We start from the raw sequence: 18,147 nt of genomic DNA, 5'->3' as shown, positions 1-18,147 counted from the left end.
CCATTGAAAACAAAAAATCATTAACGTCGATATTTCAACGTTTTCTAAAACATTAATTCATATCTCCAAAAGAATTTAAAAAAGTACTTGACTAAATGTAAGAAAGGGGTGTCAATAAGCCGAAAAAACGACTTATTAGACAAGCCCCTTTTATTAACGCGGAGATGTGATGATAAATGTTTTTTGCCGCTCTTTATAGTATTTCGTACTTTTTATAAAAAGCTCCCAGCTCTCCTTTATAGTTTTTTTGCCAAGGCTTGTCTTTCCCGCAATAATGGATAAAAACAGTATTCTCTTTTATCCACTCCATCCCATGCTTTGCATTTGGAAGCAATTTAATAATTTCATAATATCTTGCATCATAATTGTATCGATAACAATCAACAGGTTTAATTTTATCCCAGTATAAAGCATTGAGCACATCTTGATCAGGAAGGACAAGCTTTAAACGGTTTTCATTAATAAATGCATAGATATCTTCCAATTTCACTTCTTTCCGAATCCGTTCCAAATTCATAAGCAAAACGCCCGTATTAAAATATCCTTTCGCATTCGGGGTTTTAAGCCTTAATTTATTAAAAAGGTTGGCAACTTTTGTAGAATGTGTATGTTCAGAAGCAATAAACAAGCAATTTTCAAAATCACTATAGTAAAAATCTTTGATGGGATTGATTACAACGATGTCGGGATCAAGGTACAGAATTCGGTCCAAATCGTCGGGCAAAAATTGATGGGAAGCTAATCGATAATACATTTCTGATGTATAATGGCGAAAAACGGGTGCATCTTCAAAGAGCTTAGGGTCTACGTATATTGGATATAAACTTTGGTTATGACGTTTTACAAATTGACCCAATTCGTGTAAATCTTGATCGGAAATATTTGAATACATGATATATATCGAAAATTTTTCTTCAATATTATTTTGGAATAATGAATTTAACATAACTTTCAGCGGGGGAATATAATTTGAATTCAGTGTGACAAGAATATTGATCATTTGTACCATCCTCGCAAAAGATCGTAGCAAAATTTTTAAAAGCGTGGATAAAGCCACAGCTATTTAACAAATTACCATCAACGTTTTCATTTTTCAAATAAAATTTGTACGCAGCATTTGTTTTTGCTTAAATTGAATTATAGCATGTTTTTCATTTTTCGAAATATTGACACAAGCTTCTTCAAAAAGGAGGAGTTCTCTTTGACAGAATCAAAACGGGAAAAATTAATGAGAAAGATTGAAAATCATTTGCGAAAAACGGCTAGACATCTAGTGAAAATTGATACGGAGGAAGAGGCATTGCAATTTTTGGCTGATTCCTTCCGCTCCCAGTTTTCATGTGATTTTGTCGGCATCATTTTACAAGAGGGAGAGGAGCTGAGTTTGAAAGTTTGGAGCGGAGATTTGCAGCAAATAACGGAATCCTTTCCGCTGCAGGTTCAAAACTGTTCGCCGAATCTCCTTCACCAAAGCTTAACATATGATAAAGCAGAACAAGCAGGCGACTGTCAGTTTACCAATTTAATGAAAAAAGAAAAAGTAAAAACGTGGTTTACAGTTCCTCTCAAAGACGATATGAGCAGCTTGGGCTTTTGCATTATTGCTTATCTTGACTATGTACCTCTGTTGGATATGAAGGCCCATTTTGACGAATTCGGCAAAGATGTAGCTGTTGCGATTGCAATGGCGAAACAAAAAGAAGCACAAATTAAAAAAATCGAAGGGATCGAGTGGATCAGCAAAAATTTGTCGCTTGATGTGCCACTTGAAAAAAATATTGAAACACTTGTGGAACGCGCCGGAAAAGGAACTAATGCAAGGATGGCTTGTATTTATTTATATAACGAAAAAGAAAACCATTTTATTTTTCAGCCTCCATCCTATGGTCCATTTGAAAAACCGGAACGGATTAATATTGAAACAAATTATGTTTTAAAAGAATACTTTCCGTTTTTGGATACTCCAGGCGGGTCTGAACTGACCGTTCCATTAATATTTGATTTGAAAACAATCGGTGTGCTTCATGTAGAAGGGAAACAAAAGGGAGTTTTTAATGAAGATGATTTGGAGATATTAAAGCTGCTTTCCAATCATATTGCAGCTATTTTGGAAAATGCCCGTTTATATAAAAACGAAAAGGAGCATAAAGAACGTCTTTACTTTCTGCTTGATTATCAGCACGCTCTTGTGAAAGAAACAGTAGAGCATGACAATTTTGACGGTATTACTTCTGCTTTAAGAAGTCTTTTTTCCAAATCCGTCCTTTTGTTCGACCGTTTTATGAGGCCGATTTCTTGTTCCTTCCATCATTATGATTTATCAAATAAAGATGTAGAAAGGCTGATGAGCAGCGGAAATAAAGAGAGATTGATAGAAAACGGAAGGAAAATCCACATCCAATTGAATGACGGGGAAGAGCTTCATTTCCGGCTGTGGAAGGTGAACGGCGGAGGAAATTTGCTTGGGTTTTTGGCTGTTGAAATTGGCGAAAATGACATGGATGAATTTGACCAGCTGACAATTGATTTGGCAAGAAATATTTGTTCGATCCAATTTATCAAGCAGAAGCTTGTTTTGGATACAAAAGAGCAGGTAAAGGATAGTTTTGTCAGCAAATTGCTTGTGGAACGTATAGAGGATCAAGAGCGGATTTTACAATATGCGAATTTATTCCAATGGAACTTATTTCATCAGCACCGATTAGCGGTGTTGTCGATTTTATTAGATGAGAAGGAAACGGAAAACAGTAATTTGCTTGTTCAACAATCTAAAAAAACATTGATTTGGGACCAGTTGAAAACACAAATTTCCCGTTTCAGCAAAGAAATTATCATGGCGACAAACGATGGAAACTATATATTGATTGTTCCGGTAAAAGAAGAAGGCAAGCATCCAAAAAACTATTGGAAAGTATTTTACAGAAATATAAAAAATTGGGTTCGAGAAGGCAATATTGAATGCCAAGTATTCATGGGGATCGGCGGTAAAACTGAAAATTTAAATGATTATTATATTAGCTATCAGCAGGCTATCCAAGCTTTGAATGTCGTGTTTCACAGGTTTCGCCCAAAAGGGTTTGCTTTGTTTGAGGAATTGGGTGCTTACACTATTTTACATCATTTAGATAATAAAGAAGCGGTGGAATTTTTTATCAAAAGGCATCTTGAACCGTTATTGAATTATTCGGAAGGGAAAAGTATGGATTTATTCCATACGCTGCGAGTGTTCCTTTATAACAACGGAAATATTAAAAATTCGGCAGAAGAGCTGTTTATTCATCGAAGCTCCCTTCTTTATCGTCTTGAAAAGATTGAATCGCTGCTGGAAATTGATTTAAATGATGCTGATCATCGATTCAATATGATGATGGCTTATAAGCTTTATGACCTGTATTATTCAAAAACAACTGAAAGAATATAAAAGCGCCACAGCGTTTTTTCCACAAAATTGTTGATAGAAGAGAAGCTTTTTCCGTATTTTGTAGGTGTTTATTTCATTTTATATTTTCTATAATAATTTACAGAATATTAATAAAGTTATGTTTTTAAAAGGAGTTGTGACTATGACGATATCTAAAGTCGGGGTAGTTGGAGCAGGCTCGATGGGAAGCGGCATCGCCAATTTGGCCGCCATTTCAGGATTTCAAGTTATCTTGCATGATGTCGAACAAAAATTTCTTGATAACGGCTTATCAAGAATAAATAAATTTATGGAAAAAAGCGTTGCAAAAGGAAAAATGACCGAAGAGCAAAAAAAGGAAGTTTTGGAACGAATTCAAGTTACGACAAATTTGGAGGATTTTAAACAGGCTGATATTGTGATTGAAGCTGTTATAGAAGATTTGGAAGTGAAAAAAAGCGTTTTCGCGAAATTGGATCAAATTACATCTGACCATGTGATTTTGGCAACAAATACTTCTTCCATGTCCATAACAGAGATTGCGTCTGCAACGAACAGGCCGGAACGCGTCGCAGGAATGCATTTCTTCAATCCTGCGCAGATCATGAAATTAGTGGAAGTTGTTCGAGGATATAAAACAAGCGATGAAACAGTAGTAGAACTGAAGGAATTTGCGAAAAAGCTGAATAAAGAACCGGTGGAAGTGAAAAAAGACACTCCAGGATTTATTGTCAACCGTATTATGATTCCGCAATTTATTGAAGCGATTAAGCTGCTCGAAGAAGGGGTAGCTACAGCGGAAGATATTGATAAAGCGGTTACGCTCGGGCTGAACTATCCTATGGGGCCGTTCACACTTCAAGATTTTGCCGGTGTTGATATCGGCTACTACGTAATGGAATATATGAAAAATGAGTTTAATGATAACCGCTTCGCACCTCCAATGCTTCTAAAGCAATTAGTAAGAGCAGGAAGACTTGGAAGGAAAACAGGAGCCGGTTTTTACGACTATGACTAATCATGAGAATGGGGGACTGAAGATGAGCTTGGAATTTTTAACATGCGATATTGAACAGCATGTAGCAGTTGTCACCATCAACCGCCCGCCTGTCAACCCGCTGAATTCAAAAGTATTTAAAGAGCTTGTAACCATTTTTAACGAGCTGGAAGAAAACAGCCAAGTAAGAGTCATTATTTTAACAGGCAGCGGTGAAAAAGCATTTGTTGCCGGAGCAGATATTAACGAAATGGCTGATCTCGATCTTGTTGGCATGATGAATATGAACCGTGTGTCAAGGGAAGCTTTTTCAAAAATTGAAAACGCATCCAAACCTGTCATTGCTGCCATTAACGGTCTTGCTTTAGGCGGAGGCTTAGAGCTTGCATTGGCTTGTGACCTGCGGATTTGCTCGGAAAAAGCTAAATTTGCTTTCCCTGAAGTCGGTCTTGGCATTATTCCTGGCGGCGGAGGCACCCAGCGTCTGCAAAAAATTGTCGGTCAAGGCATTGCTAAAGAATTACTTTATTTTGGCGACATGTTTGATGCTAACAGAGCGTTGGAGCTTCATATAGTGAACAAAGTTGTACCTGGCGAAGAACTGCTGGCAACTGCCAAACAATGGGCAGAAAAGCTAGCCCAAAAACCGCCTGTAGCTCTTCGTATGCTGAAAATAGCTGTCAATGCTGGCAGCAATGCTGATCTGGAAACAGGATTGACCCTTGAAGCATCTAGTTTTGCCAATGCCTTTTCAACAGAAGATCGAAAAGAAGGATTGAAAGCGTTTGCAGAAAAGCGCAAGCCGGTTTACGTTGGAAAATAATAAAAGCGATACAACCGACTTCATGTAGAAAAGGTTATTTTATATAGAAAAAGTCATCGAACAAATCATGTAATTTCACGAAGTGTCCGATATGAAATGACTCAGGATGCTTCGTGTCTTACATGTTTTGAATATTTGCGTAAGAGGAGATGGCGAAGCAATGAACAATTATTTGTTTTCGGTGTACGAGTTGGTAGAACATACGGTGAAAGCCTATAAAGATAAAGAAGTGCTCTATGACCTGAAAAACAGATTGACCTATGGCGAATTTTTTCAAGAAGCTAATCGGCTGGCTGCGGGTTTGAAAAAGCTGGGGATCAACAAGGGAGATCGAGTCGCTGTTTGCTTGCCAAACTGGAACGAAACAGCCGTTATTTTTGTAGCAGCGGCCAAAATAGGTGCCATTCTAGTTCCGTTTAATCCGAAGTATAAGCATCACGAAGTGGAATACATTCTCAAAAATTCGGAGCCAAAAGTGTTGTTTGTAACGGAGCAGTTTGATGAAAACATTGGATTTAAGCAAGCGTTCCAAGTTGTAAAAACTTTGATTTCTGTTGGTTTTGAACATCCTGATCTATTATCCTATCAAGAAGTAGCGTCTTCCGCGTCAGAAGATGCTCCAGCTGAAAAGCTTGATGTCAACAACGATTTGTTTTGTTTATTGTATACATCAGGAACGACAGGCATTCCGAAAGGTGTAATGATCAGCCATCGCGCCATTGTTCAATCAGCTAATATTATAGCTAAAACGATTAGATGTACTGAAAAAGATGTGTTTATCGTTCCTGCTCCTTTATTCCATATTTTTGGAATGGCCGTCAACTTGTTTTGTGCGATCTCTTGCGGCGCAAGGATCATTTTGCAAGAGAAATATCATCCGAAGGAAACATTAAAATTAATTGAACAGGAAAAAGTGACGATCAAACAAGGAGTTCCCGCCATGTTTATAAAAGAATTAGAACAAGAAGATTTTGAAGATTATGACCTTTCTTCATTGCGAGCGGGTATTGTCGGGGCATCACCTATTCCACCAAACAAAGTGAAAGAAATTCGGGAGCGGATGGGAATAAACTTGTGCCAATCATACGGAATTACCGAAACAGGATCTGTTACTGCGACTGACTATGATGAACAGGATGAACGCGTGATATTGGAAACTGTAGGAAAACCGATCGAAGGTGTAAAGCTGAAAATTGTAGACGAAAATCGGCAGGAGCTCCCTCCAGGCGAAGTTGGTGAAATTGCCATCCACAGCTTTGGCACCATGAAAGGGTATTACAAAATGAAGGAACAAACAGAGCAGGTTTTGGATAAAGAAGGATGGTTTTATACGGGAGATCTCGGAGTGTTGGATGAAAAAGGAAACCTTCGTTTCGTCGGGCGAAAAAAAGAAATGATCATTCGTGGAGGCTTCAACATTTATCCGCAGGAAGTCGAGGCAGTTTTAACTAAACACCCTCAAGTTGTCGAAGCAGCTGTCATAGGCTTGCCTGATGAAGTAATGGGCGAATCAGTTTGTGCTGTTATAAAGCTGAAAAAAGGCGCAGCTTGCACAGAGGAAGAATTAAAAGAGTTTGTTAAAGCGCAAATTGCATCATACAAAGTTCCAAACAAAATTATTTTCACAGAAGATTTTCCTGTCACAGCGAGCGGTAAAATTCAAAAGGTAAGACTGAAAGACCAAGTGATGGAAAAATTTAATATCAATGCATAAATGGTTCGTTGAAAAGAAGAGTTTAAGAAGAACAGCTTATCGGCTGAAACATTGAAACTCCGGCGATTATGATTTGGAAAATATCGGGATATCTTAGGAAGCTGAGCATCCATTCCATATAATGTTTCCTGTTGGTTTCTTTACACTGCCGGCCGGCATTGTTTATTTAACTCGTCGTAACGGACAGTTTTGCTATGGTACTGAAGTCATTCATGCGTTTGATGTCCATGCTGCTATTTGGAAGCTGGCTTATTGACTGAATAAACGAGTTATAATTTCCGGAAATTCAGATAAAATAACAATATCTCAAATCTATTATTTTTACTTCCAATCTTTTGGAATTTGAAAACGATTGCAAAAAATGTTCATAAGCGTTTGATGATTGTGCATGCTCATTTGATTTCATTTGCGAGATCCGGATTTTCTTAATCTTTTGGCGGCTCCCTGCTTCTATTCTTGTCTCTTTTCGATATTGCAGCAGCAATTACTTACCTTCCATATAATTTGTCGTCTCATGATGAGTTTTTCAGCCGTTATTTCGGCTGGCTCCGCCTCTTTTTTTGGACGCAAAGGAAAAGTGATGTATGATTTGGAATTTCCCGCTATTCTTTCGTGCCTTTAGCTTTTGTTCTTTCCATTATGTATGTGATGCCATTATGTTTTGTGCTTCTATTCAGCAAGCTTATACAGATGCCGGTGGTTATGGGGACTGTTTTCAGCTTATTGGTGCAAATGCACTTTTCTTGATTTTGCTCTAATAACAGGTGAAGCAGCTTTGGGAGAAAAATGAATGGTAAAAAACAGAGGTGTTATAAAATGGAACAATTTTCAAGCAACCCTTTTTTGAAAAAAGTGATTTCTTTAGATGATATATTTACACCGGAGAATTTTACTGAAGAACATCGCATGATAGCTAGCACTGCATCAGCCTATGTGGAACAAGAAGTTTTGCCTGTTTTGCCGGAAATAGAAAAACAACAATTTGATCAATCGATTGAGCTCTTAAGAAAAGCAGGAGAATTAGGTCTATTAGGATCAGATGTGCCTGAAGAATACGGAGGGCTTGATTTAGACAAAATCAGCTCGGTTATCATCATGGAGGAAATTGGAAAGACGAGATCTTTCTCAACAACATTTGGAGGGCAAATTGGAATTGGCTCCCTTCCGATTGTGTATTATGGAACAGACGAACAAAAGGAAAAATATTTGCCTTACGTAGTTAGCGGCGAAAAAATTGGTGCGTATGCATTGACAGAACCGTCGGCAGGAACGGATGCCTTAAGTATCAAAACGTCAGCACGATTGTCTGATGACGGCAAATACTATTTAATTAATGGCGAAAAACAATTTATTACTAATGCATCTTTTGCAGATTTCTTTATTTTGTACGCGAAAGTGGACGGTGAGAAGTTCACCGCCTTTATTGTCGATAAAAACAGTGAAGGGATTACAATAGGACCGGAAGAAAAGAAAATGGGTTTAAAAGGCTCTTCAACAACACCGGTCATTTTGGAGGATGTAAAAGTTCCGGTTGAAAATGTATTAGGGGAAATTGGTAGGGGACATTTGATTGCGTTTAACATTTTGAATAACGGCCGCCATAAAATATCAGCGGCAAGCCTCGGCATGGCAAAAAGAGCATTGGAGCTCGCCGTTCAGCATGTATCAGAGCGGAAACAATTTAATCGGCCGCTGTCGCAATTTCCGTTAATTCAAGAAAAAATAGCCGACATAGCTGCAAAAATATTTACGATTGAAAGCATGGTATATCGTTCTGCCGGCGAGTTGGATCGGGGATATCAGTACTGTAAAGAAAATAATATACCGTATAGAGATATTTTAAAGCAATTTGCAGTGGAAGCTTCGATCAACAAGGTGTTTGCTTCCGAAGCGCTGGATATCATTGTGGATGAAGCGCTGCAAATGCATGGAGGATACGGTTATATTTCCGAATATGAAGTGGAGCACCTTTACCGCGATTCAAGGATTAACAGAATATTTGAAGGAACAAACGAGATTAACCGGATGATTATTGCCCAAACACTGCTGCAATCAAAAGCGGAATGGCCGGATTTCAGAAAGCTGGATGAAGGTCCATCTGAAGAAATGGCGCAGGAGTGGGAGCTGCTGTCCAACTTGAGAAGGCTCGCGGAACAAGCGATGGAAATGATTTTACAGTCATTTGAAAATTATAAGGAAGAACAAGAAATTTTAGCATGGTTGGCAAATTTGGCCATTTCGATTTATGCAATTGAAAGCAATTTATTTCGAGTAGAAAAATTACTCGCAAATAAAGATCAGAAAAAAATAAAAGAAAAGAAACTATTGGCAAAAATTTTCGCATATGAGGCATCTAGTAAAATCGTGTCAGAAATGTTCAAGTTCAGTGTGTTACACGATGAACAAATAAAGCAGCAAAAAGAAAAATTATTTAAAACGATTCAATCAAGCAACAATGATTTTGTTCATGATAAACGATTGATAGCATCTGCCGTTATAACTGCCGGAAATTATTCAGGCATTCACAAGCTATAATCGATTGTTTCTTACATGGGTGTCCGATAAGTTCCAAAAATAATTCAAGTAGGGCTGTTCAGGAAGTCAATTCTCCATTGAAAACAAAAAATCATAAGCACATATATAACGTTTCTAAAACATTTAAGGGGGCGTCATAAGCCGAAAAAAACGACAGCCCCCTTAATATATTTCGATTTTTGTTTGAAGGGGCTGTCCAAAAAGTCAGGGTTAACTGACTTTTTGGAGCCCTTTATTTTAGGGACTTATCGGACAGACCATTTTTTCTATCTTGTTTATATCCTTCAGATGTCTTATGAAGGACTTTTCTTATGCTCTCTTTTTTAATTACGTTCTCCAAACGTTTTATGACGGACATTCAGCACATACAATTGCTTCTTGTTGAACTTCATTACCTATATGAAGGACATTTGCAAATTTTATTCGATTATTTTGTCCTTCACGGTAGTATTTCTCCCAAATCCTTCATTTTAGAAATTCATCGGACAGCCCCTTTCAGCATGTATGAGCTGATGCCGCAATCCCAAACTCAACATATACCTTATCGAGCTCCCGCAAAGAAAATCTGGCACCTTGCAGACGCGAGGGGCATTCAATTTAAAAAAATAGCAAAGGTATTTTATTTGTCCCGCATAGAGGAACAAATGAGTGACGAATAAAGAAAAAATGCCATTATAATAGAATCATAGTAAGCGTTTCCATCAATCAATCCATCCATTTCATTTATGTAAAGGAGAGATATGTCATGAGCAACAAGCGTACAGTTGTCGTTGTAGGCGCCGGTCCAGTTGGCCTTGTAGCAGGATTGGCACTCAAAAAAAGAGGAATTTCTTCTGTCGTGATTGAAGCGGAGCCGAAAGGGCGGCCAAGACCTGGAAGCCGAGCAATTTATATTCATAACGCAACGTTGAAGCTGCTTGAAAGCATTGATGAAGGACTTGGTTTTGAAATTGCGAGAAATGGTGTTGTCTGGCCGATAAAACGCACGATTTATAAAGGGAAAGAAGTGTACGTAAGAAATTACGGTGTGACGGATACTAGTGATCCGACAAAGCTTCCGCCATTTACGTCATTACATCAAAATCATATTGAATCGATTATATATGATTATTGTGAAAAAGCCGGCGTTGAATTTGTATGGGATACCCCTGTGAAAGAAGTGATTTCAGAAGAAGACGGCATTAAAGTGGTGACAGAAAAAGGGGATGTTTGGGAAGCGGAATATGTGATTGGTTGTGACGGCGCTCGTTCTGTCGTCCGTGAAACAGCAGGATTAAAATTTGAAGGGCCAAGAACAAAAGATACATTTCTTGTCGTTGATGTTGAAGAAGATGAAAATGATCCGCTGCCGCTTGAAAGGGTTTTCCACTATCAGCATCCGGCAATGGGCGGGCGGAATGTGATGTTTGTACCGTTCAAAGGCGGGTGGAGAATCGACCTTCAACTGCTGGAAGACGATAATCCAGATGAATATTCGGAAGTGGAAGGAGTAAAAAAATGGCTTCCGAAAGTTATGGATCCTAAATATGCAGAACGGATTACGTGGGTATCATCATACAGATTTCATCAAGTCGTCGCCAATTCATATACAGACGAAAAACGAAGAGTTCTGTTGGCAGGAGAAGCTGCCCACTTATTTGCACCATTTGGTGCTAGAGGGCTGAATTCGGGGGTTCCTGATGCTTTAATAGCTGTTAAAGGAATTGAAAAAGCTCTTGATGCTTCAAGCGAAGAGAAAAGACGCGAAGCGATTGAAAAAGCGGCAAATGAACGGAGAATTGCAGGCTTGTGGAATCGCAACAGCTCTTCGACTGCATTGCATCACCTGCAAGGAAATTCTCCAGAAATGAATTTAAAAAGGGAAATTGCTGCATCTTTAACAGCCATTGTACCGAAATTAGGAAGATGGCTTGATGAAGGTCCTTATGGCCCGAAATTTGGTCCGCCTGAATTAACAACAAAATATTAATCGCTTTTGATTTTATATAAAGGGGTGGAAAACATGTCAATTACGCTCATTGAGAACCATGCTTCATATGATTTCAAGCATGAACGAGTCAATCAAATGGCGGATCGTCTGCTAAACATTAACTGGTACCAGCATGTCGGAACAATTCATGATGACGTCCAGAATAAAGCAGAAAAATTTTTGCAATCACTGAATATAGCAAATTACGAAATTAAGTGGATTTCAAAAGATGAAATTGGAAATATATACGATACCATTCGGTTAACTAACAGCTCTTTATGGGAAGCATTGAAGGTGCTGCCTGACAGGCTGAAAGAGAAAATTGATCAATCCGGACAAGAGGAAATTTTGAACGAAATCGTCTATCACTTGCCGGAAGCTGTATTTCATGAAGTCTATAAAGGTGCCTTCAAAACATTTTCAGATGAATCATTCATTCGGTTTTTAGTTGGCCATGCCATGTACATCAGCGTGTTGGCATGCGCATGGGAATTGGTTGCAAATATAAACGAATGGGGAGAAAATCCATTTGCCTATTTAGTTGATATTTTAGAAATGGGACATATTCCATTAGGTTCAAACAACCAAACATTTTATATAATGTAGGGGTTCCATATGTGTGCGGCAGCCATATTTTCGTGCGAAAAGCATGTAAAGGAATCGCTGAAGCTGTTAGATGCACCGCATGTCATAATATTAAGTCATTACACGAAAAAGAAATGCAAGTTTTGTCAGAAAAAAGCCGTTTTTAAGTTTGAAGAATAAAATTATGCAAAATAGCAGCCTTGTCTTCTTACAGATGAAGCAAGGCTGCTTTATTTTTTGGAGATAAGAAAATCTTCATCCTTTTCTAGTTATATGGAAAACGTTTTCAAAAATATATATGTGTTTATCTTTTTTTTCGATTGTCCACAACCCTTCTCGCTTTCATTGTAAAGCGAGGCAGCTCGTTGTCTGGAACTTTTTCAACTTGAATTCTTAAACCGACTCGTTCTCTTAATTTTGTTGCGAGGATAGGCACGATTTGTTCAGAATCGGATTCAATTTCCACTTTGATTTGATCCATCTCATTTTCTGTGTAGTACACAATGCGAAATTCTTTCACTTCTTTGAATTCGCGAATAATGGATTCAATGGAAGACGGGTAAATGTTAATGCCCCGTATTATGACCATATCGTCTGCGCGGCCGAGAATTCCTCCAGGGAAAAATTGATAGGAATTGCCGCATTCACATTGCTGATCAGACCGGATCACGATATCGCCTGTCCGATAGCGAATAACCGGATAGCTTTCTCTTCCTAAATTGGTTAATACTAATTCTCCTTTTTCACCAACTTCCACCGGCTCCAACGTGTTAGGATTGATCACTTCTACAATAAACTCCGATTCATTGACATGAATCCCTTTTTGTTCTGAACAAGAATAACCGTATGCTCCCATTTCTGTCATGCCTACTTGGTCATATAAAACGGCTCCCCACAAACTTTCAATTTGCTTTCGTGTAGAAGGGACAGAGGCTCCAGGTTCACCAGCCGTAATGATTTTTTGGACAGGGCCATTTTTTATATCAATGTCGTTTTCTTCCGCTACTTCCGCCAGATGTAAAGCGTAGCTTGGAGTACAGACTAGTACTGTTGCTCTGTTTTCTATCATGCTTCTCAATCGCTCAATCGAAGTTTGGCTGCCGGATGAAATCGAAAGGGCACCTAATCGTTTTGCTCCTTCAAATGCAGCCCAAAATCCAATAAAAGGACCGAACGAAAAGGCGAAAAATACTCTGTCTTTTTTCGTAACTCCGCTGGAGCGATAAACTTCCAGCCAGCATGTTTCCCACCATTCAAAGCTTTTTTTTGTATCTAAAATTTTCAGCGGTTTCCCTGAAGTGCCGGAAGTTTGATGGTATCTTACATATTCCTCTAAAGGGTATGAATGGTTTTTGCCGTATGGAGGATGATTGTTTTGATCATCGACCAATTCCTTTTTCATTGTGAAAGGAAGCTTTTTCATTTCTTCCAAAGATTGCAGCGGAAGCTTTAAACCGGCAAGTTTTTCTTTATAAAATTCATTATGATTCAAAACAAAATGTAACAATCGATTCAGTTTTTGCAATTGCAGCGACCTAAGTTCGTTTTCTTGTGTTTGTACTGTATGAACCATGAATATTCCTCCCTTTTAGACTTGTAGCTAGTTTCTTATCATAGTCAGAAAAGAAAGAAAAAGGAATATTCTAGTTCTTTTATACAAAACAAAAAATTCAAAATTTTAAAAAATGTACTCATTTTCCGTCGATATACCCTAAATGCTCTGATATGCTTTTAGCTGCTTGCGTAATATGTTCAATAAAGACTGGAAACCGATCATCTGTCATTCTGGCAGTTGAGCCAATCATGGACAGTGAAGACACCACTTTGCCGGAATAATCGCGAATTGGTGCTGCGATCCCGACATACCCGACATAAAATTGGTCTTTTGATATGGCAAATCCTTGTTTTTTAATTTTTTTTAACTCATTTTTTAAAATGTCTGGATCGGTGATCGTATAGGGAGTGTATGCATATAATTTTTTCGACAAAACTTTTTCAATTGTTCGTTTGTTTTGATAAGCCAGAATGCATAACCCTTCACTTGTGCAATGAATCGGATTTTTCCGCCCTATATATGTTAACAGCCGATCGGGCTGGCTGCTTTCAATTCGGAACAAATACACTACTTGATCCTCTTCCAAAAGACAAATATGGGCGGATTCATTTAATGTGTGAACAAGCTTTTTTACAATGGGCAGCGCTTCTTTGTATAACTCATGATTGCTGAAAATCACGCCTCCTAATGTTAGAATCGAAAGGCCTAATCGATACTTGTTTGTCCGGGGATTTTTTGATAAAAATCCTTCCTTTACAAGCAAAGAAACAAGGCGATGGGCGCTGCTTTTGGAAATATATAATTTTTTTGATATTTCGGTAATCCCTAGCTCTTTTTGTTTATGTGTAAAAAGACGCAGAATTTTCATTGCGTTCTTCACAGATGACAGCAAATATTTTTCGCTCATGTTAGTCCTCCAGTCTAGTCGTCATTTCCGAACAATTGCTTCGTTTTTCTCTGTTTTATTAATTCAGAAATTCTTTCTCCCGCATTCACCACTTTTTTTATAAGTTGCTTGATGTTAATGGAATTGATTCGCTTCGTAGAGCCGGTAATGTTCACTGCTGCAACCACTTTGTTATGTTCATTAAAAATGGGCGCACCGATTCCGATGATCCCTTTTTGGAACTCTTGATTGCAAACGGCGTAGCCTTCTTTTTTTATTTTCAAAAGCTTTTCTTTTAATTGCTCGGGTGAAGTGATCGTGTTCGGACCGTATTTTTTGAAGGGCTGCGAGCAAATTTTCTCGATTACTTCTTCGTCTTCAAAGGCTAAAATGGCTTGACCGGGACTTGTGCAGTAGACAGGATTCCTTCTGCCGATATGGGTATATTCTTTTTTTGAAGGATACGTGCATTCAATTTTTTGCAAATAAATAATTTCGGTGCCTTCTAATATGGAAATGTGCGAATTTTCGCCTGTCTCCTCTGTTAAAACATTTAGAACCGGCGTCGCCTCATTTAAAATTTTCAATTGGGAGCTAACGATGCTTGTTAATGTCAAGATCGAAGCACCTAAACTGTAATGATTTGTGTTTATATCTTTGTATACAAATCCTTCGCTGGCTAAGCTTGTTAAAAGTCTGTGGGCAGTGCTTTTTCCGATATTTAGCTTTTCGGCTATTTCTGACACACCCAGTTCCGGTTCGTCCATTGAAAAGCTTTTCAAAATTTTTAAAGCGTTTTCAACAGAAGAAATTCTTTGTTTACTTTGAGAAGCCATCCATATCACCTGTAAAAAATTTTTGATTGATGAGGAAATCCATTTTTGTTCTGTATATAAGAAAAATAATGTATTTTTAGATTTTTTTCAATATTAAGATGGTAACAAGACCATAATCAATGAAAGGGGTTTCAATAGTGAAACTGATCACGTTTACAGAACAAGGCGTCACACGCATCGGTGCAATTGAGGATGGAAAAGTGATTGATCTGCATGCCGCATTTGAAAAAAAGCTGGAATCTGAAGGGAAATTGCGCTTCAAACAAATTGCTGAGGCGTATGTGCCGACAGATATGAACGGATTTTTGCAAGGCGGAAAGGAAAGCTTGGACTATGCAAAAGAAGCAGTTGCATTTGCTTTAAAACATGAAAAATATAAAGGAAAGCAGCTTGTGTTTTCCAAAGAAGATGTAAAAGTGGAAGCACCAGTGCCATCGCCGGGGAAAATGATTTGCGTAGGCCATAACTACAGGGAGCATATTTTGGAAATGGGAAGAGAGATTCCTCCATATCCTGTAGTTTTTGCGAAATTCGCGAATACTGTCATCGGACCGGAGGATGACATCCCTCATTATCCAATTTCCGATCAGCTAGATTATGAAGCTGAGTTTGCTTTTGTGATTGGAAAACGGGCGCGCAATGTTTCCCAAGCAGAAGCATTGGATTATGTTGCAGGCTATACAATTGTGAATGATGTGACTTACCGGGATCTTCAACGCCGTACGCTGCAATGGCTTCAAGGCAAGACAGTGGATGGAAGCGCTCCGATGGGGCCGTGGTTAGTAACAACCGATGAGCTGTCAGATCCTTCTGGGCTGGAAGTAGTCTTAACGGTTAACGGTGAAGAACGTCAGCGTTCTAACACGAAAAATCTTGTCTTTTCCGTACAGTACTTGGTTGAATTTCTATCTGGACTTATGACCCTTGAGCCGGGAGATGTCATTTTGACAGGAACTCCAGGAGGTGTTGGTGTAGCAAGAGACCCTCAAGTATTTTTAAAAGATGGAGATGTTGTCCGCATCGAGATAGACGGCATCGGTGCATTAGAAAATAAAGTGAAAAAAGTGACGGGGGAGATCAGCGAATGACTAATATGAACGAAGCGATTGAAAGCATAAAACAATCCATTGACCAAATGATTGAAACTACAAAAAGTCTTTCAGAAGAGACCATTCGTTGGAATCCATCAGAAGAAGAATGGTCCATCATGCAAATTCTTTGCCATGTTGAAGAAGCGATTCCATACTGGTTAAACGAAATTGAGCGGCTGCTTGAGTCGCCGGGTACAGAATGGGGAAGAGGACTTACGGATGAAAACAGGCTTGCTGCTGTTGCTAATACAGAAAAACGTGAAGTTTCAGACGTGCTAAACAAGCTTGAAAACGTAAAAGATCAAGTGGAAAAAGTGTTGAGCAAGCTGTCAGAAGAAGATTTAAAATCAGAGGCTCCGAGCCGCAATCCTCGTTTCGGAACAAAACCGATGTCTTTTATTGTCGACCACCTGCTTGTCGAACATGCAAGCAAGCATTATAGCCAAATTCAACGTAATTTATCAAAGCTTTAAAAGAATAGAGGAGGTTAGTTCATCATGGCGGAAAAAAATGAGTTTTTTAAAAGTAAAATTGTCCGAGATTTCACAAAAGATATTGAGCAATACCATCTAGGACCGCTTTGGGATGCTATTCCAGATTTAATGCATCGCCAGCCAACTCCGCAAGCTGAAGCGTATCTTTGGAAATGGAAAACCCTTTATAAAAAATTGATGGAAGCAACTGAAATTTTTACTCCTGAGCGCGGCGGAGAAAGACGAGCGATTTATTTTCAAAATCCTGGATTGACTTATCGAAAGCCTTGGGGATGGGCATCAACAACACAAACGCTTTATGCTGCCGTACAATTAATTCTTCCCGGTGAAGTAGCGCCTTCGCATCGACATTCGCAAAGTGCGCTGCGCTTTATCAGTCAAGGAAAAGGCGCTTATACAATTGTGCAAGGCGAGCGGATTTTTATGGAGGAAGGCGATTATCTCATTACTCCGAAAGGGCTTTGGCATGGTCATGGACATCCGGGTGATGAGCCGATGATTTGGATGGACTGCCTTGATATTCCAACTATCTATTCGATTGGCGGCACGTTCTTTGATCCTTATCCAGACGGAATTGAACAACCGAAAGTTCCTGATAATTACTCATCGCAAAGATATGAAGGCGGCATGGTTCGTCCAATTTCTGACCGTGAACCAAAAATCGCTCCGTTAGGGTCTTATAAATGGAAGCAGACTGAAGCAGCTATTCAAGGTTTAAAACGCTTCGATCCAGATCCGTACGATGGATATGCGGTTGAATATATCAATCCTTCAACAGGCAAACAAGCCAATCCGACGATTTCCGCTTGGATGCAATTGCTTCCAAAAGGGTTTCATTCAAAAGCTCACCGTCATACGCACTCAACTATTTACCATGTCTATAAGGGATCTGGGTACAGTATTATCAACGGTGTGCGCTTTGATTGGGAAAGCGGCGATTTCTTCGTTGTTCCGAATTGGGCGTGGCATGAGCATGTTGCCGAAAAAGATTCTTACCTGTTCTCTGCGAATGATTTGCCGATTATGGAAAGATTTGATGTGGAACGTGAAGAAGCTTATGAAGAAAATAATGGATTCCAACAAGTGACCGATGAATTTCAACCTGTATTCGTTTAAACTTAGCAAGCATAATGGAGCAGTTGACGGTCTAAATTAAAACTGAACCTTTTGACGAGGTTTTCAAAACCCCTTTTTCACAAAGCTATTGTTGAAAAAGGGGTTTTTGTTTTTTAGCGCGCCCAGCTAAGGTGTAATGGAAGATG

15 protein-coding genes are annotated in these 18,147 nt (G+C 38.8%); 11 read left to right on the top strand and 4 right to left on the bottom strand.

Translation table 11 applies throughout. The features are described 5' to 3' along the window. Positions 1 to 193: 193 nt before the first annotated feature. On the bottom strand, positions 194 to 1,000 hold the full coding sequence (locus ACVIJU_RS17680; protein WP_327863538.1) for a glycosyltransferase family 8 protein: 807 nt from the start codon (positions 998 to 1,000) through the stop codon (positions 194 to 196). A gap of 201 nt (positions 1,001 to 1,201) precedes the next feature. On the opposite strand from ACVIJU_RS17680, the gene ACVIJU_RS17675 reads away from it, so the two are divergent. From ACVIJU_RS17675 to ACVIJU_RS17640, 8 genes are all read left to right on the top strand, one after another. Then, a complete protein-coding gene (locus tag ACVIJU_RS17675; protein ID WP_456687823.1) occupies positions 1,202 to 3,421 on the top strand; it encodes a helix-turn-helix domain-containing protein in 2,220 nt (739 codons plus the stop codon). A gap of 142 nt (positions 3,422 to 3,563) precedes the next feature. Then, positions 3,564 to 4,418, top strand: coding sequence for a 3-hydroxyacyl-CoA dehydrogenase family protein (locus ACVIJU_RS17670; RefSeq protein ID WP_063389218.1), 855 nt, complete (start codon positions 3,564 to 3,566; stop codon positions 4,416 to 4,418). 22 nt (positions 4,419 to 4,440) lie between these two features. Next, positions 4,441 to 5,220, top strand: coding sequence for an enoyl-CoA hydratase/isomerase family protein (locus ACVIJU_RS17665; RefSeq protein WP_456687822.1), 780 nt, complete (start codon positions 4,441 to 4,443; stop codon positions 5,218 to 5,220). 160 nt (positions 5,221 to 5,380) lie between these two features. Continuing rightward, positions 5,381 to 6,934 (top strand): class I adenylate-forming enzyme family protein, encoded by a 1,554-nt coding sequence (locus tag ACVIJU_RS17660; RefSeq protein WP_456687821.1) that lies wholly within the window; start codon positions 5,381 to 5,383, stop codon positions 6,932 to 6,934. Between the two features lie 816 nt (positions 6,935 to 7,750). Continuing rightward, on the top strand, positions 7,751 to 9,469 hold the full coding sequence (locus ACVIJU_RS17655) for an acyl-CoA dehydrogenase family protein (RefSeq protein WP_456687820.1): 1,719 nt from the start codon (positions 7,751 to 7,753) through the stop codon (positions 9,467 to 9,469). Between the two features lie 311 nt (positions 9,470 to 9,780). Further along, complete coding sequence (locus ACVIJU_RS17650) at positions 9,781 to 10,128, top strand: hypothetical protein (protein WP_094245181.1); 348 nt, start codon at positions 9,781 to 9,783, stop codon at positions 10,126 to 10,128. A gap of 86 nt (positions 10,129 to 10,214) precedes the next feature. Beyond that, positions 10,215 to 11,438: an FAD-dependent oxidoreductase gene (locus ACVIJU_RS17645; RefSeq protein WP_066248852.1), complete on the top strand. Its 1,224-nt coding sequence runs from the start codon at positions 10,215 to 10,217 to the stop codon at positions 11,436 to 11,438. 33 nt (positions 11,439 to 11,471) lie between these two features. Then, a complete protein-coding gene (locus tag ACVIJU_RS17640) occupies positions 11,472 to 12,044 on the top strand; it encodes a hypothetical protein (RefSeq protein WP_094245182.1) in 573 nt (190 codons plus the stop codon). A gap of 283 nt (positions 12,045 to 12,327) precedes the next feature. Here ACVIJU_RS17640 and ACVIJU_RS17635 read toward each other — a convergent pair whose 3' ends face one another. From ACVIJU_RS17635 to ACVIJU_RS17625, 3 genes are all read right to left on the bottom strand, one after another. Further along, positions 12,328 to 13,596, bottom strand: a complete 1,269-nt coding sequence (locus ACVIJU_RS17635; protein WP_311066887.1) for a phenylacetate--CoA ligase family protein — start codon at positions 13,594 to 13,596, stop codon at positions 12,328 to 12,330. 118 nt (positions 13,597 to 13,714) lie between these two features. Next, entirely contained in the window at positions 13,715 to 14,485 is a 771-nt protein-coding gene (locus ACVIJU_RS17630) for an IclR family transcriptional regulator (protein WP_456687819.1), read from the bottom strand. A 14-nt stretch (positions 14,486 to 14,499) separates the two neighbouring features. Continuing rightward, positions 14,500 to 15,300: an IclR family transcriptional regulator gene (locus tag ACVIJU_RS17625; RefSeq protein ID WP_456687818.1), complete on the bottom strand. Its 801-nt coding sequence runs from the start codon at positions 15,298 to 15,300 to the stop codon at positions 14,500 to 14,502. 137 nt (positions 15,301 to 15,437) lie between these two features. On the opposite strand from ACVIJU_RS17625, the gene ACVIJU_RS17620 reads away from it, so the two are divergent. The 3 genes from ACVIJU_RS17620 to ACVIJU_RS17610 are packed head-to-tail and all read left to right on the top strand — an operon-like array spanning position 15,438 to position 18,001. Continuing rightward, positions 15,438 to 16,388 carry a fumarylacetoacetate hydrolase family protein gene (locus tag ACVIJU_RS17620; RefSeq protein ID WP_456687817.1) on the top strand — a complete coding sequence of 317 codons (951 nt, stop codon included), beginning with the start codon at positions 15,438 to 15,440 and terminating at the stop codon, positions 16,386 to 16,388. Next, positions 16,385 to 16,864 (top strand): DinB family protein, encoded by a 480-nt coding sequence (locus ACVIJU_RS17615; RefSeq protein WP_094245185.1) that lies wholly within the window; start codon positions 16,385 to 16,387, stop codon positions 16,862 to 16,864. The genes ACVIJU_RS17620 and ACVIJU_RS17615 overlap by 4 nt, the downstream gene beginning before the upstream one ends. 24 nt (positions 16,865 to 16,888) lie before the next feature. After that, positions 16,889 to 18,001 (top strand): cupin domain-containing protein, encoded by a 1,113-nt coding sequence (locus ACVIJU_RS17610; protein WP_063389206.1) that lies wholly within the window; start codon positions 16,889 to 16,891, stop codon positions 17,999 to 18,001. The last annotated feature ends 146 nt before the right edge of the window (positions 18,002 to 18,147 follow it).

It is taken from the genome of Aeribacillus sp. SP014 (genome assembly GCF_054055575.1).
The sequence above is the reverse complement of the archived record's forward strand: the minus strand, read 5'-3'. Positions and strand labels throughout refer to the sequence as shown.

Bases quoted from the DNA above. Each gene is read 5' to 3' on its own strand.
- ACVIJU_RS17625 (WP_456687818.1), bottom strand. From the start codon at position 15,300: ATGGCTTCTCAAAGTAAACAAAGAATTTCTTCTGTTGAAAACGCTTTA.
- ACVIJU_RS17670 (WP_063389218.1), top strand. From the start codon at position 3,564: ATGACGATATCTAAAGTCGGGGTAGTTGGAGCAGGCTCGATGGGAAGC.
- ACVIJU_RS17665 (WP_456687822.1), top strand. From the start codon at position 4,441: ATGAGCTTGGAATTTTTAACATGCGATATTGAACAGCATGTAGCAGTT.
- ACVIJU_RS17680 (WP_327863538.1), bottom strand. From the start codon at position 1,000: ATGATCAATATTCTTGTCACACTGAATTCAAATTATATTCCCCCGCTG.
- ACVIJU_RS17645 (WP_066248852.1), top strand. From the start codon at position 10,215: ATGAGCAACAAGCGTACAGTTGTCGTTGTAGGCGCCGGTCCAGTTGGC.
- ACVIJU_RS17660 (WP_456687821.1), top strand. From the start codon at position 5,381: ATGAACAATTATTTGTTTTCGGTGTACGAGTTGGTAGAACATACGGTG.
- ACVIJU_RS17640 (WP_094245182.1), top strand. From the start codon at position 11,472: ATGTCAATTACGCTCATTGAGAACCATGCTTCATATGATTTCAAGCAT.
- ACVIJU_RS17655 (WP_456687820.1), top strand. From the start codon at position 7,751: ATGGAACAATTTTCAAGCAACCCTTTTTTGAAAAAAGTGATTTCTTTA.
- ACVIJU_RS17610 (WP_063389206.1), top strand. From the start codon at position 16,889: ATGGCGGAAAAAAATGAGTTTTTTAAAAGTAAAATTGTCCGAGATTTC.
- ACVIJU_RS17630 (WP_456687819.1), bottom strand. From the start codon at position 14,485: ATGAGCGAAAAATATTTGCTGTCATCTGTGAAGAACGCAATGAAAATT.
- ACVIJU_RS17615 (WP_094245185.1), top strand. From the start codon at position 16,385: ATGACTAATATGAACGAAGCGATTGAAAGCATAAAACAATCCATTGAC.
- ACVIJU_RS17650 (WP_094245181.1), top strand. From the start codon at position 9,781: ATGCTCTCTTTTTTAATTACGTTCTCCAAACGTTTTATGACGGACATT.
- ACVIJU_RS17635 (WP_311066887.1), bottom strand. From the start codon at position 13,596: ATGGTTCATACAGTACAAACACAAGAAAACGAACTTAGGTCGCTGCAA.